This window comes from Colwellia sp. MB3u-41 (assembly GCF_014076845.1).
Lineage (GTDB): Bacteria > Pseudomonadota > Gammaproteobacteria > Enterobacterales > Alteromonadaceae > Colwellia_A.
The window spans coordinates 1-15,509 of record NZ_JACGUT010000046.1 but is presented as its reverse complement, the minus strand read 5'-3'; the positions used below and the strand labels follow the sequence as shown (position 1 = coordinate 15,509).

General features: G+C 37.7%; 13 protein-coding genes. 4 read left to right on the top strand and 9 right to left on the bottom strand.

The window, feature by feature from the left end; genetic code table 11:
* Positions 1-451: 451 nt before the first annotated feature.
* From purD to prmA, 6 genes are all read right to left on the bottom strand, one after another.
* The gene (gene purD, locus H4J73_RS02380; RefSeq protein ID WP_182181171.1) at positions 452-1,738 is read right to left on the bottom strand and encodes a phosphoribosylamine--glycine ligase; all 1,287 of its coding nucleotides are present in this window, start codon (positions 1,736-1,738) and stop codon (positions 452-454) included.
* An 84-nt stretch (positions 1,739-1,822) separates the two neighbouring features.
* Entirely contained in the window at positions 1,823-2,650 is an 828-nt protein-coding gene (locus H4J73_RS02375; protein WP_182181170.1) for a class I SAM-dependent methyltransferase, read from the bottom strand.
* Positions 2,651-2,908: 258 nt separating this feature from the next.
* Positions 2,909-4,510: a bifunctional phosphoribosylaminoimidazolecarboxamide formyltransferase/IMP cyclohydrolase gene (gene purH / locus H4J73_RS02370; protein WP_182181169.1), complete on the bottom strand. Its 1,602-nt coding sequence runs from the start codon at positions 4,508-4,510 to the stop codon at positions 2,909-2,911.
* A gap of 184 nt (positions 4,511-4,694) precedes the next feature.
* Entirely contained in the window at positions 4,695-4,982 is a 288-nt protein-coding gene (gene fis / locus H4J73_RS02365) for a DNA-binding transcriptional regulator Fis (protein ID WP_070375036.1), read from the bottom strand.
* Positions 4,983-5,002: 20 nt separating this feature from the next.
* Positions 5,003-5,968, bottom strand: coding sequence for a tRNA dihydrouridine synthase DusB (gene dusB, locus H4J73_RS02360; RefSeq protein ID WP_182181168.1), 966 nt, complete (start codon positions 5,966-5,968; stop codon positions 5,003-5,005).
* A gap of 194 nt (positions 5,969-6,162) precedes the next feature.
* Positions 6,163-7,044: a 50S ribosomal protein L11 methyltransferase gene (prmA, locus tag H4J73_RS02355; RefSeq protein WP_182181167.1), complete on the bottom strand. Its 882-nt coding sequence runs from the start codon at positions 7,042-7,044 to the stop codon at positions 6,163-6,165.
* Positions 7,045-7,164: 120 nt separating this feature from the next.
* On the opposite strand from prmA, the gene H4J73_RS02350 reads away from it, so the two are divergent.
* Together H4J73_RS02350 and H4J73_RS02345 are read left to right on the top strand one after the other, a co-directional pair.
* Entirely contained in the window at positions 7,165-7,653 is a 489-nt protein-coding gene (locus H4J73_RS02350; RefSeq protein WP_182181166.1) for a putative 4-hydroxy-4-methyl-2-oxoglutarate aldolase, read from the top strand.
* 59 nt (positions 7,654-7,712) lie between these two features.
* Entirely contained in the window at positions 7,713-8,678 is a 966-nt protein-coding gene (locus H4J73_RS02345) for an NAD(P)-dependent oxidoreductase (RefSeq protein WP_182223290.1), read from the top strand.
* Positions 8,679-8,930: 252 nt separating this feature from the next.
* Here H4J73_RS02345 and H4J73_RS02340 read toward each other — a convergent pair whose 3' ends face one another.
* Together H4J73_RS02340 and H4J73_RS02335 are read right to left on the bottom strand one after the other, a co-directional pair.
* Positions 8,931-10,460, bottom strand: coding sequence for a di-heme oxidoredictase family protein (locus tag H4J73_RS02340; RefSeq protein WP_182181164.1), 1,530 nt, complete (start codon positions 10,458-10,460; stop codon positions 8,931-8,933).
* Between the two features lie 78 nt (positions 10,461-10,538).
* Positions 10,539-11,765 carry an imelysin family protein gene (locus tag H4J73_RS02335; RefSeq protein ID WP_182181163.1) on the bottom strand — a complete coding sequence of 409 codons (1,227 nt, stop codon included), beginning with the start codon at positions 11,763-11,765 and terminating at the stop codon, positions 10,539-10,541.
* Positions 11,766-11,890: 125 nt separating this feature from the next.
* Between H4J73_RS02335 and H4J73_RS02330 the strand changes: the two genes are divergently transcribed.
* Together H4J73_RS02330 and H4J73_RS02325 are read left to right on the top strand one after the other, a co-directional pair.
* Positions 11,891-12,754 (top strand): sterol desaturase family protein, encoded by an 864-nt coding sequence (locus H4J73_RS02330; protein WP_182181162.1) that lies wholly within the window; start codon positions 11,891-11,893, stop codon positions 12,752-12,754.
* A 254-nt stretch (positions 12,755-13,008) separates the two neighbouring features.
* The gene (locus tag H4J73_RS02325) at positions 13,009-15,012 is read left to right on the top strand and encodes a methyl-accepting chemotaxis protein (protein WP_182181161.1); all 2,004 of its coding nucleotides are present in this window, start codon (positions 13,009-13,011) and stop codon (positions 15,010-15,012) included.
* Positions 15,013-15,411: 399 nt separating this feature from the next.
* Here H4J73_RS02325 and H4J73_RS02320 read toward each other — a convergent pair.
* Positions 15,412-15,509 (bottom strand): hypothetical protein (locus H4J73_RS02320; protein ID WP_220460028.1); only part of this gene is annotated, 98 nt, incomplete at its 5' end.

Below are 15,509 nucleotides of genomic sequence, written 5' to 3'. Positions count from 1 at the left end.
GGCCTTGCCTGAAGCGAGATGCGTATTCTACGCAACTCTGTTTCGATGTCAACGTTTTATTTAATTTAATTTGAAGTTAATTCAGATTTCATTTTAAAACGTTAAGTTAACTCTTTAGCTCTTATTAAGAGAAGTTAACTTATCAAAACAGCCCTTTGGGTCACCCCTTGGAACTGGAGCGCATTCTAGACATTTCTCGCTGGGCGTCAACCCTTTTTTGTCATAACTTTGAAATAAACATTTATTCGAGCAATTAACGTACAACCCGTAGTTTTATTGGTCTTTATTCAACCATACTTGTTCTTTATTTGGTTTTTTCTTATTCTATTGGTATTTATATTACAAAGATCAATTAAATTTATCTTTGAAGATCCTCTAATGATCCAGTAATTTTAGTTAATAAAAAAGCCTCTTAAAAGAGGCTTTTGTTTAAACGCTTAAAATATATAAGTTAGCTTTGCTCTCTAGCAATAGCTCGATAGGCAATATCAGTTCTAAATTGCACTTCTTCCCAATTAATTTCATGTAATAATGCGTAAGCGGATTTCTGAGCTTCTGTGACTGATTCACCTAATGCAGTAGCACAAAGCACACGTCCACCGGACGTTACTATGTCGCCATTAACTTGAGCCGTTCCAGCATGGAAAGTTTTTCTGTCTGGGTGCGTATTAGTTTTCAGGCCTGAAATAACTTTACCTTTACTATAACTTCCTGGATAGCCGCCAGCGGCAAGTACAACACCTACAGCAGGACGTGGATCAAAGTCTATCGTTGCTTTATCTAATTCGCCCGCACAAGCTGATAAACATAACGCTACGATATCAGACTTTAAACGCATCATAATAGGTTGTGTTTCAGGGTCACCAAATCGACAGTTATATTCGATAACTTTTGGTGTGCCACATGCGCCGATCATCAATCCGGCGTATAAGAAACCGCTATAGGGTGCGCCTTCTTTTGACATGCCTTGGACAGTAGGATAAATAACTTCATTCATAATACGTTGATGAAGTTCTGGAGTTACTACCGGCGCAGGAGAATAAGCTCCCATTCCGCCAGTATTAGGTCCTTCATCATTGTTATAAGCACGTTTATGGTCTTGACTCGTTGCCATAGCTAAGACGTTTTTGCCATCAACCATAACAATGAAACTAGCTTCTTCACCATCTAGAAATTCTTCTATAACAACACGGTGCCCTGCATCACCGAAAGCATTACCTGCAAGCATGTCTTTAATCGCATCTTCCGCTTCGGGTAATGTCATCGCGACAATAACGCCTTTACCTGCTGCTAAGCCATCAGCTTTAATAACAATAGGTGCACCTTTTTCTCGAACATATGCTAATGCAGGTTCTATTTCAGTAAAGTTTTGGTACCAACCCGTTGGAATGTTGTGACGAGCTAAAAAGTCTTTAGTAAATGCTTTTGAACCTTCAAGTTGTGACGCTTTAGCACTAGGACCAAAAATAGTTAAACCCTCCGCTTGGAAAGCATCAACGACGCCGTCAACAAGCGGCTGCTCCGGACCAACAATCGTAAGGGCAATGTTCTGAGTTTTAGCAAAGTCGACTAGTGCAGCAGTATCGCCAGCAGATATGGCAACATTTTCTACTTTATGCTCTGTTGCTGAACCAGCATTACCTGGTGCAACAAATACTTTTTCTACTTGTGCTGATTGTGCTGCTTTCCATGCGAGTGCATGTTCACGACCACCACTACCTATTACTAAAACATTCATTTATCTTAACCCTACTTTATTTACTTGAAAATATGCTAAAAAACTTGCGTCATTATAAGGGAAGTTATGACGCAAGTCTTAAGATTATTTAGCTACTTTTGTAAATTTTAACGTCATACGATCGCTTTCTCCGATGGCTAAATATTTTTCTCTCTCTTTATCTTTCAATGCAAGTGAAGGAGGTAATGTCCAGACACCTTTTTCATAACTTGCTTTGTCTTTAGCATTAGCATTTACTTCACTACTGGCAATAAAAGTAAATCCAGCAGCTTCAGCTTGTGCAATTGTCTTCTCCACAGAAACATAGCCGCTATTCATATCGTTAGCTGTTGCGCCTTTAGGTAAGCGATGTTCAACAACACCTAAAATACCGCCAGCTTTTAATGCTTTAAATGCATCAATGAATACTTGGCTTACGCCCTCTTCTCCCCAGTTATGTAAATTACGGAAAGTAAGGACCATATCGGCGGTACCTGCAGGCGCCAATTCACTTGCTTTCTTTGGCACAAAATTTGATAACTCAACTTCACTAAACATCTTGTGGTTAGCCAATTTTTTTACTAATTTTTTACGCGAATTGCTGTAATAGTTGTCTTCACCCGTATCGGGGTAATGCGCGCCAATTAATTTACCTTTACCCTTTAGCGCCGGAGCTAAAATTTCAGTGTACCAACCGCCACCAGGGGTAATTTCAACAACAGTCATTGATGGATTAAAACCAAAAAATTCTAAGGTTTGCTTTGGATGACGATATTGATCACGCATTTTATTAGCCGCCGATCTATTTTCACTAGCAACAGCTTGGGCTAATTGTAGATTAGCCATAGGTTTACTTGTTTGTTCAGCGTAAGAGACACTGGCAAGTGACAGACTAATGATTGAGGCAGACAGTAAAGTTTTTATTGTTTTCATTTGCTTTTCCATATCAAGAATAAAGGTTAACTCGACATGTTATAGCAGATTTTAAAAGAAGAAACAGATAAGGGAGATAAAATAAAGGGGTTTAGCCTTGTTGAAATGTAACATTTTATCAACAAGGATAATAAAGCAGTTAATTGGAAATGCTTTAAGCGGGTTAGTGAAAATTAAAGGCGGAAGCGCGGAGCGTAGTTTATCTACGTGAGCACTTCCAACGAATAATTTTATTTAACCAACCACAAGCAAACCTACTTAATGGCGGAAGTGACGCATTCCTGTGAACACCATAGCAATATTGTGTTCATCGGCAGCCGCAATAACTTCATTATCACGCATTGAACCACCCGGCTGAATAACGGCAGTAATTCCAGCTTCAGCGGCGGCATCTAAACCATCACGGAATGGGAAAAATGCATCTGATGCCATGACTGAACCTTTAACTTCTAAGTTTTCATCAGCAGCTTTAATACCGGCAACTTTTGCAGAGTAAACGCGGCTCATTTGACCTGCACCAACACCGATAGTCATGCTATTTTTAACATAAACAATAGCATTTGATTTTACGTATTTCGCTACTTTCCAACAAAATTGTAAATCACGCATTTCATCTGTCGTAGGTTGACGCTTGGTCACTACTTTTAATTCGTCACGAGTTACTTTGCCTTGATCTCTGTCTTGAACTAATAAACCACCGTTTACACGTTTAAGATCAAATTCAGTAGTTTTTGTAGACCATTCACCACATTCTAATAAACGTAAGTTAGGCTTAGCAGCAACAATTTGTGCAGCCGCTTCGGAAACACTTGGCGCAATAATAACTTCCACAAATTGACGAGAAACAATAGCTTCGGCTGTGTCTGCATCTAATTCACGGTTAAATGCGATTATGCCACCAAATGCTGACGTAGGATCTGTTCTATAAGCCCCTTCATAAGCAGCTAATATATTGTCGCCAATTGAAACACCACAAGGGTTAGCGTGTTTTACGATAACACACGCTGGCTCGTCAAATTCTTTAACACACTCTAAAGCTGAATCCGTGTCAGCAATGTTGTTGTAAGAAAGGGCTTTACCTTGAAGTTGCTTAGCGGTTGAAACAGAAGCTTCTTGTGCATTCGCTTCAACATAAAAAGCGGCATCTTGGTGAGAGTTTTCACCGTAACGTAAATCTTCAGTTTTAATAAACTGACTGTTAAAGGTACGTGGAAATTTGTTTTTCTCTTTAAAGTTAACTTCAGCATTTTCATTGCCGTGGGCGCTAAGCATTTTACCAAAGTAATTTGCGATCATTCCATCATAAGCAGCGGTGTGCTCATAGGCGGCAATAGCTAGATCAAAACGAGTTTTGTAAGTTAATGAATCATTATTTGTATTCATTTCTGCTAATACACGATCATAATCTTGGGCATTAACGACAATGGTTACATCTTTATGATTCTTTGCTGCAGCGCGAACCATTGTTGGTCCACCGATATCGATATTTTCGATAGCATTTTCTAAGGTACAGTTTTCATCACTAACGGCGTTAGCAAATGGGTAAAGGTTAACGACAACAATATCGATTGCACTAATATCGTTTTCAGTCATAACGGCTTCATCAATACCACGGCGAGCTAAAATTCCGCCATGAACTTTTGGATGAAGTGTTTTTACGCGGCCGTCCATGATTTCAGAATGACCTGTGTATTTAGAAACTTCAGTAACTTGTATACCATTATCAGCTAATAACTTTGCTGTGCCGCCGGTTGATAAAATATCAACACCTTTTTGCGCTAAACTACGAGCGAAATCGACAATACCTGTTTTATCAGAAACACTTAATAATGCACGTTTGATTGGGCGTGGAGTATCCATTGCTTTATTGTTAACCTTAAAGTTAGTTTAATTGTCTGGCCGTTGACATTTGTCCTTGGCAATTATCTTTGTTGAGATAAATCCCCTACTCGTAAAGAGCAGCTAGCTTAAGAAAACCCCTTAGCTAGAAATAAAGAAAGCACCCTAGGGTGCTTTCAATTGACAGGAACAACCTGTCTTATTTTTAGTTCATGCCGTATTTTTTTAACTTCTTACGTAAAGTACCGCGATTGATACCTAATAAGTTGGCAGCGCGTGTTTGATTACCGCGTGTATACTTCATAACTTCTTCTAACATTGGCGCTTCGATTTCAGAAAGTACAAGGTCGTACATATCATCTACATCATTACCATTTAATTGTGATAAGTAGTTACTGATCGCTTGTTTAGCTTGAGTACGTAATGGAGAATACTCAGCTTGAGTTTGGATTTTGCCAGTAACGAATGGTGATGAAATATTTTGTTCAAACATAAAGTTCAGACTCTTTCTAGTTAATTTAAATTATCAAAATACAGTTCTAATGCGTCAACTTGATCGGTAGTTGACTCTAATGCATTAAAAACAGAACGAAATTTTTTCTCCTGGTCATACGCGAGCATATACCAAGCAACGTGCTTACGAGCAAAACGGACACCCATAAAGTCACCATAAAAATTGTGCAAATCCTTTACATGCCCGATAACTATCGGACAAATCTCTTCCAATGAGGGGGCAGACAAATGTTCACCCGTTTTCAAGAAATGGTTAATCTCTCGAAAAATCCAAGGTTTCCCTTGGGCACCACGACCTACCATTACGGCATCAGCCCCAGTAAAATTTAATACCTGCGCGGCTTTTATTGCGCTGGTAATATCACCATTAGCTACAACGGGAATACTGACCGCCTGCTTAATAGCTTTTATCGTTTCGTACTCCGCATCACCTTTATAAAAATCATTTCGTGTGCGGCCATGAACGACTAAAGACTGAATACCATTGTGTTCAGCAATTTTAGCAATTTCAATACCGTTGCGTGTATTTTCACACCAGCCAGTACGAATTTTTAGTGTCACTGGCACGTTTACCGCATCAACAACACTTCGCACAATCTCTTCAACCAGTTTAGGTTCTTTTAGTAGAGCAGAACCCGCGAGCTTTTTATTGACCTTCTTAGCAGGACAGCCCATATTGATATCTATAATTTGTGCGCCATTTTCAACATTAACTTTAGCAGCAAACGCTAACTCTTCAGGATCTGAACCGGCAATTTGTACCGAACGAATACCTGCAAATTCACTATGAATACTTCGTCGTTTAGATTTTTCGGTATGCCATACTTTGGGATTAGACGAAATCATTTCTGATACGGCTAACCCTGCTCCCATTTGACAACACAGTTGTCGAAAAGGTTGGTCAGTTATTCCGGCCATCGGAGCAAGCATTACATTATTTGATAAAGTATACGAACCTATATTCATGTTGCTGTTTTTTTGAGCTACTATTCAAAAGGGCGCTAAGTTTACGTGTTTTTTAGGGAATTGAAAAGCATATAAATTGAACAATTTTTGCTTTTTTTTGCGTTTTTAATATTGACTTTTTGCAAACTATTGATGTGAGCAGAATTTGTACAAATAGCTAACGAATACTGCTCAAATAATAACAGGAATTTTGACTAATTTTTTTTACCTGAAAGACGAACCCACTCATCTTGTACTGCAATGGCATCCATCTCACACCACTGACCATAAATATTTTGCAGTTCATTCGCTTGTTCTTCTAAAACACCTGACAGTGCAAGGTGACCATTTGGTGCAACAAACTCAATAATTGTTGGCGCTAATTCACGTAATGGACCTGCTAAAATATTGGCTACGACTACATCAGCTTTAAGATTGGGTTGGTCTTTGGGTAAAAAAAGCGCTAAACGGTCTTCAATACCATTGCGTTCAGCATTTGCTTTACTTGCTTGTAATGCTTGTGGGTCGATATCAATACCAATAACTTTTTTAGCGCCTAACTTGAGTGCCGCCAGCGATAAAATACCTGAGCCACAGCCAAAATCAACCACGGTTTTTCCCACTAAATCTAAACCATCTAACCACGTTAAGCATAATGCAGTTGTTGGATGGGTACCGGTACCGAATGCTAAACCTGGATCAAGCATTACATTTACTGCATCGGGGTCAGGTACGTCACGCCAGCTTGGGCAAATCCATAAACGATCACCGAATTTCATCGGATGGAAGTTGTCCATCCATTCTCTTTCCCAATCTTTATCTTCAAGTTGCTCTAATTTATAAGCCATGTCATTCCTATCGGGATGAATGCTTCTCAGATAAGTAATTGTTTTGTCCATATCATGGCTGGCATCGAATAAGCCCATCACCACGGTATTATGCCAATAGATAACTTCGTCACCCGGAAGAGGCTCATAAATAGGGGTATCTTGAGCGTCGATGAAGGTTACGGCTTGAGCGCCACAAGCACTTAACCAATCGCTATATTTTTCTGATGTTTCTTCATTCGCACTCAAGCGAAGTTGTATCCAAGGCATGAAAAGTTCTCACTATAAATTTTTCACTAGTTTAGCATTTTTCCTTAATACCCACATAGACTTCTGATAGAGTATTTACTACAAGTATAATATTCTATTCGGCCCATAAGGAATTCTTCAATGCTCGATCTTCTCCCTGATTTATATGACATTTACCCTAACGCATTAACATTGGCTCAACCGCTATTTACCGATTATGGTAAAAATAAAATATTCTATGGGGAAATAGTTACTGTTGATTGTTTTAATGACAATTCAAAAGTTAAAGCCTTGGTTGATACCGATGGTACAGGTAAAGTGATGGTTGTAGACGGTAAAGCAAGTCTTACTCATGCACTTTTAGGTGATATGCTTGCTGAAAAAGCGGTTGAAAACGGCTGGCAAGGTATTGTTATTAATGGTTGTATTCGTGATGCAGGCACTATTGCGACACTAGAATTAGGTGTTAAAGCATTGGGGTGCTGCCCTATCAAAACCGAAAAGCTAGGTATCGGTGAAGTTAATACGCCCATCACCTTTGCTGGACTTCATTTTATTCCAGGACATTTTATATATGGCGACAGTAATGGTTTAGCCATTAGTGAAACGCTTTTGTCACTCCCGTCTTAAGCGTTGATCATATTAACAAATATATATCAGAGACTATGAAAACAATATAGGTTATTTAAATGAAATATTTTCCCATTTTTCTTGATGCTAACAACATCTCTGCGATGATTATTGGCGGCGGTGATGTCGCGGCACGTAAAATTGAATTATTACTGAAAAGTACAACCAACATTACCGTTATGGCTGAGAGCTTATCAATGAGTGTTCAGCGTTTGGTTAATACACATGATCTACGTTGGTTAGATCATAACTATCAAGCTGGGCATTTAACCGGTATTAACTTAGTCATAGCAGCTACCGACGATGGTGATATAAATAAAGCGGTTGCAGCTGAATCGCAGCCTCTCAACATTTTAACTAATGTCGTAGATCAGCCAGAGCTTTGTACCTATATTACGCCAGCGATTATTGATCGTTCACCCATGATTATCGCAATGTCTAGTTCTGGTAGTGCGCCGATACTGTTAAGAATGCTTCGAGAACAAATTGAAAAAACATTACCCAATGGCTATGGCAAGCTAGCTGATTTTTGTTTCAAATTTCGTGACCATGTGAAAGCAAGAGTCAAAGGGCTTCGAAATCGCCGTACCTTTTGGGAAAGCATATTAAGAGGGCCTATTGGTGAAGAAATATTACAAGGCAATATACAAAAGGCTGAGCAACAGCTTATTTCCAGTATTAAGCAAGAGATTACGCCACCGGAAGGTGAAATCGTTTTTGTCCACACCCTTGAAGGTAATCCAGATAAATTAACCCTGCAAACACATCGAGAAATGCAATTTGCTGATGCTGTATTTTATGATGATGACGTTAATATTGATCTTATTGAGTATATACGCCGTGATGCTGAGAAGTACCCACAAAGTATTACCTCATCGATATTAATCAACTTCCAACATGCACTTGAGCTTGCTGAAAATGGACAGAAGGTTATTTACTTATTAGCAGGACATACTCCATTACCCGAAAACTCCGCATTATTATCGAGTAGCATCATTAAAAAACAATTAATTAGTGGTGTTTAATACAACCTAAGCCAACTCTTCAGGTTAGCTTTCATTATTTTTAAATCACATAAACAAATAGCAACGATACAAGGAGAGTTTAGCCACTCTCTTAAATTCATGTGTTCATAACATACCGTATATAAAAAAGGCGTTAAAGAAACTCTTTAACGCCTCGAAAAAGTGGTGCTTTGCGCAAAGCCCACTTCATCTGGAGAAGTTATAATTTTTTCAATTCCACTATGACTCTTGTAACTATATTATAAATAATACTCATAGATCATTTAAAAAAGCCAACAACGCTACACGTTCTTCTTGAGTAAATGCTAATACCTTGTTCTTCGCATTTTCAGCTTCACCACCATGCCAGAGTACCGCTTCCATAATCGTGTTTGCTCTACCATCATGTAAAAACGTTGCCTGTGGATCAACTACTTTGGCTAAACCTAATCCCCATAAAGGTGGAGTACGCCATTCTGTCGCTGTCGCTAAAAATTCATATAACATATTAGCTGAAGCAGGTTCATTTTCAGGGGTAAAATCCGCTAAGTCTTCCCCCATGTCATGCAATAACATATCGGTATAAGGAAAAATAGTTTGCTCTGAAAGCTCAGGCTGATCTTGATCGATAATCGTCGTATAACTTTCGGTGTGACAACCTTGACAGCCCGCTTGCATGAACAATGCTTTGCCGATAAGTACTTGTTTGGAATAAGCATCACGACGTTCGGGTACTGCTAGATGCGAGCTATAAAAGGCAATTGCATCTAGAATGGGGTCTGATACTTCAAAATCATAATCATTCACACTGTCACCGTTGCCGTTAGGCGCGGTTAAACATTCACTTTGCTCTTCTGTACACGTTTCCTTCTTATGTAAACGATTAGTTAGGCCCATATCATTCACAAAAGCGCCGGCACTTTGCTCTAAAATAGTCGGTTGTCCGGCTTTCCAGCCAAAGCGTCCTAATAAAGCTTTTTGACTATTTACACTCCACACGTAATTTGCTTTACCAGAAATGCCATCAGCATCGTTGTCATTTATATCTTCTTTTTTAAAAATATCGGCTTCTGAAATTAAGGCTAATAAACCTAAACCTATCATTGGAGGTGCTACTCGTGCCGAAAATACAGTATCTGCTTCAAAAATCGTCTCTGGGTTATAACTGGTAATTGTCCAATTTGGTTCACGTAAAGTTACACTGGTATTATCGGTAAAAGAGACCACTTTATCTTGATAATTTACCTGTAAATTCACTTCAGGTAATACACCCGATATTCCGTGCTGTTGTAATTGACCGCCAAAGTACCGATCTGGCACATTTGCTTTAAGCGATTGTAAAATTAGGTCTTTATCTTCGAAGCCGATATTAGTAGTAGCGGTTCTAAATAAAATGCTATCAAAATCAGTATCATTTTCATCGACAGGCGCATGACCACGTCCGTCACGAATATGGCAATCTTGACAGGCATTATTATTAAATAATCCACCTAAACCATCACGAGACGATGTACTAGCACTACCTTCAACCCAAGGGTTATTAAAAAAGTCATCTCCTAGGTTAAATATTTTTTTTCTTTCAACCGATACCATATTATTAGAATTTTCTGAAAAGGCATCCGATTGCACTTTTTTAATGCTCGCCTCTCCTCCTGATAAATGTTCATTTTCGACGGGAACAGCCGGTGCAATAAGTGTGTTTTCGTCAACAGGTACTGGCGTTGTATTATTGTCTCCGCCACCGCAGGAGGCAAGTAAACATATAGCGAGTAGAGAAATAGTTGTATTTACTATGTTATGCATTACATTTCCTGAACATTAATATCGATCGAAAAGACCTGCACAAGCAGGCCATAATTTTAATGGGATAAACCGTAACGTTTAATCTCCGTCAAATTCTGTATCTATATTTTTTAATGCTAAAACTTCGGCCATTAACTCTAATTCGGTATCTAAAGCTACTAACTCTGTTACTGCATTTTCAGCAATTAATCGCTCAACACCATTACTTGATTGACCAATGATTTGGTCAAATTTAACAGGGTTTTCTGTACGTTCTCCTGCAGCTAAAATTTGAGCCATTTTATCTTCAATACTTATTAATGCTGTATCAATGGCTTCATAGGTTGCCGCATTTTTACTATTGACTAACACAGCTAAACTAGCACCGGAAATACTATAAGTTACAGATTCATAAGTACCATAAAAGACATTTTTAACACCTTGGAAGTTATGATAAATAGCAAGGTGACTTAAATCACTAAAACAATCATGTTCTTCTTCAGGGTCTCCTAAACTTAAACCTGATCCCATACGAGCAGAAGCAAGCTCATCGGTAGCCATAGTGATCATAGAACCCACCATATAATCAAGCGCTAACGGACTATTAACAAAATTATACGCTAACGTACCACTGGTTATTTTTGCAGTAGGACTCCATTCATCGGTCATAACCGTTAAATCGCCAACTAATAAATCGGTTACTGCCTTTAAGTATTGACCTCTGCGCTCACATTCTGAATCTACACATGTACCATCGATAGCGAAATCGGTTGCTGGTCGTTCACCAGAGCCCGCGTCAGTACCATTAAGATCGCTTCCCCACAACATAAATTCAACGGCATGAATACCCGTTGTTACGTTGGCATCATTATCATCAGCACCGTTTTGATTCAATAATAATTCAACATCAATATCTTCACTGCCTGCAATAATGGTGATGATATGGTTTTCGTCTAATGGCCAAGCATTAACTTGCCCCTCCCACTCATCAACACTCGCTGGTCCGCCATCAGCATCTAGGTTTGCACCCACGGTAATAATACTGTCAAATCGCATGATTTCAGATTGTTGATAAGGGGCTCTGATAGCTTTATATGCACCCTTTGCTGCTAGCAAGTTATCTTCGGTTGGTTCATCAATAAAGGTATTTACACTCTCTTGTAATATCAATGCAGCTATTTTTGAATCAGTATAAGCGGCATATGCGATATCAGCATGGTTATCTGCAATATGAGTAACGGTCTTTAAATCTTCGGAATCATTTTGACAAGCAGCAAGTACCGCTATCGTTGATACTATAAGGCCATTAAGTAGTACTTTGTTCATAATTTCTCTTTGAATATAATTCTTTAAACTTGATATACAAATGATAATCACAATCATTTAGATTATCAATTGATTTTTTACTTTATTGAAGATAAAATTTAATTTTCACGCTGAATAACTCAAACATGGCTTTTCCCTTTATCGAACAACTTCCTGAATTCATACTTTCCTTATTCTTTTTTATTGATATAGAACGACGTACTTATTGGCTATATTTATTATCTGGTTTTGTCATTGGGACTATTTTTACGTGGAAAAATAAAAATGTATTACATTTATTTATCAAAAACACTTTTTCTATAAAGTATTGGTTTAATCATTCCTGTTACAGAGATTACCAATGGATATTGATCAATCATATGTTAAAGACACTGTTAATAGTGCCATTGCTAGCATCAAGTTTAACGGTTGCTCTTTATGTCAATAGAGTCTTTCTTGGGAGTTTTGGATCTGGGGACTTTTTGCATTGGCCTTATCAATATGTAGTGATAACGTTTAGTTTGGTACTCTTTTTTATTGAAGACTTCTCACGCTTTTTTGTTCACTGGTTATATCACCAAATTCCTTTTTTATGGAAGTATCATGCTATCCATCATAGTGCGACTGTATTAACGCCGTTAACACTTTATAGGGTGCATAGTATTGAATATATTTTAAATAATTGCCGAGGGGTGTTAGTGGTGGGCGTAGTCAGTGGAGTATTTATGTATTCCTTTGATGGAGTAATTGGTTTCGCTGAGATATTAGGGGTTAATTTATTCAATTTTCTTTTTAACTTAGCTGCGGCAAATTTACGTCATAGCCATATATGGATAAGTTTTGGCTATTTAGAGCATATATTTATTAGCCCTGCCCAGCATCAAATTCATCATAGCCGAAAAAAAGTTCACTATGATAAGAACTTTGGCTCTTGCTTGGCCATTTGGGATAAAGCCTTTCATTCATGGGAAACCAGTAAAAATAATAAAGTACACCACTTTGGCCTATAACGTTGATGATCAACATACGTTATATAAAAATGGATTATTGAGTTTTTTTGACCTTACACAACACTTAATTGACAGAGAGTTCCTTTCGTTTATTACAATCAACGTACGTAATCAGGGTAATTCAACGTTGTTTGAAATTTTTATATCTCACAATAGCGATTTGTTAACTGCCATGATAAAGTTTTAAAATACAGAGACGCTATTTAAATAGCGCTTTAATAATTAAAACATCTACTTAATCCGGATATTAATATATGAAAAATTTCTTCCGCAGCTCTATTTTACTTCAATTAGTCTTTGGTATCTCAACCGCTGTCGCTTTCCTTCTCATTGTAACCTCTTATTTTGTTTTATCCGATATCAGCGAAGACACCCGTAAACAACTAAATAACTCTATTGAGAGCATTGTAAGTAAACAATCAGGCGAAGTGCGTAATTTCTTTATTGCAAAAGGGCAATTAAACCACGCTATATTTTCTAACCCGCTGGTGGTTGACTGGTTTACTGATTATGACCAACGATTATCCAATTTAGATGATGATAAAAACTATAAAGACGTGATTGAATACTTTAAATATTTTTCAGATCAAGACTCATCGATTAAAAGTGTCTTTTTTGGAGCAGAAAATACCCATGAATATTTTGATTTAAACGGTCGATATAACGATGCCGATTATTTTACCAATAAACGACCCTGGTGGCAGGAAGGCATTGATAAAGGAAAAATGTACGTAACTGATCCGGCCGTTGATGCAAATGATGGTTCAATATCAGCAACAGTAAAAGGACCATACTATTTACCTGATGGGCGTTTTATAGGTATTGGTGGCATTGATATTTTAATTACTACTATTGGTAAAGATTTATTAGCTAACATTAAATATCAAGGAGAAGGTGAAGCTTTTTTAATGACAGATAGTGGTCAATTAGTATTTTTTCCTGGCTTTAATAAAGACTTTAAACCTGGTTCTTTAATGTCATCTGTGGATAAAAAATTTAGCAATACCAATGGCTTTGGTTCATTACAAACTGAAATATCAAATAATAACTCAGGCTCTTCGAATGTCACTTGGCAAGGAGAGAGCTATCAAGTTATTTTTAATCAGGTAAGTAGTGATTATCCATTAATGAGCTGGAAATTAGGATTTTTGGTTCCAGATAGATTGATTTCAGAACCTGTAGAACAAGCCTTTATTTCTTCAAGCATTACGGTGGTCGTGATAATAGCCTTAATAGCTTTCGTGGTTTGGTTAATGGCAATACCGTTAATGAAAAGGATTAATATGTTACAAGTTGCGATGAGTGATATGGCAACTGGCGAAGGCGATTTAACTAAACGAATTAAAGTTGTCAAAAAAGATGAGATAGGTAACCTTGTTGAGGAATTCAATCGTTTTGTCAGTAAAATTCAGCAACTAGTTAAAGAAACTGTCGACATAAGTCGTGAAGTCAATCAATCAACAAAAATAGCTACAAGTATTGGGCATAATACCAATATTATTATAGAGGGGCAAAAGCAAGAAATTGAAATGGTAGCAACTTCAGCCACTGAACTTGCACAAACCAGTAACGATATTTCTAGTAATGCCAAATTGTCTAATGGTTTAGCCAGCCAAGCAGAAGAAAAGGTATCGCATGGCGTTAAAGTTGTTGAACAAGCGACAGAAGGTATCAACGTACTTTCTGAAAATGTTATTTCTGCTGCGAATGTGGTTAATCAATTAAAAGATGGTACACAAAGTATTGGCGAAGTTCTCAGCGTGATCAGAAGCATAGCAGAACAAACAAATCTATTGGCACTGAATGCAGCCATTGAAGCAGCTAGAGCAGGAGAACAAGGTCGAGGGTTTGCTGTTGTTGCTGATGAAGTTCGTACTCTGGCTTCACGAACACAAGAATCTACGAGTAATATTGAATCAATAATCGATGAATTACAAAGTACTGCAACTAGAGCAGTAGAGGTCATGAACAGCAGCCAAAATGAAGCGCAGCAAAGTGTCGAATTAATTAAACAAGTACATACCGTGCTTAACGATATCAATACAGTTATATCTAAATTCCAATTACAAACACATGAAATTTCTGATGCTGTCTCTCAACAGGCAACGGTCGCTGAGGGAGTTTCTCGAAGTGTCGAGAATGTCCGTTTACTTGCTGATGACACCGTTCAAAGTTCATCAAACATGGCTGAGAGTCTAGCCGGGTTACAAACAAATTCAGATGCGTTAACTACCGTTGTAAAACAATTTAAGGTTTAGTGAGGATTACGAGTAAATTAAATAAAAGGATGCTAATGCATTCTTTTATTTGCCTATTAAAAGCAAAAGCTACAATCCACATTTAAGTATAAATATACAGACGACAAATACTCTGCTGTTAGAAAAATTATAAAATTGTAGATATAACATTATAATGTACTAAATTTATGATGTATTAAACTTATAATGTTCTAAATTGTAGTTATAAAAAAGACGCCTAAACATCTTTTCTTTCGGTTCTCGTGAGGACTAAAATCAGGATTAAGCCATATTCATAGTGAGTATAGGTATGAGGAAATACCACTCGTTAACATAATTTATAATAGCCTAAATTTCAGCTAAAAAAAAAGACGCCTAAGCGTCTTTTCTTTAAGTTCTCGTGAGAACTAAAATCAGGAACTAGTCAATGATTTTAGATACAACACCAGCACCAACTGTACGACCACCTTCACGGATAGCGAAGCGTAAACCTTCGTCCATCGCTACTGGGTTGATAA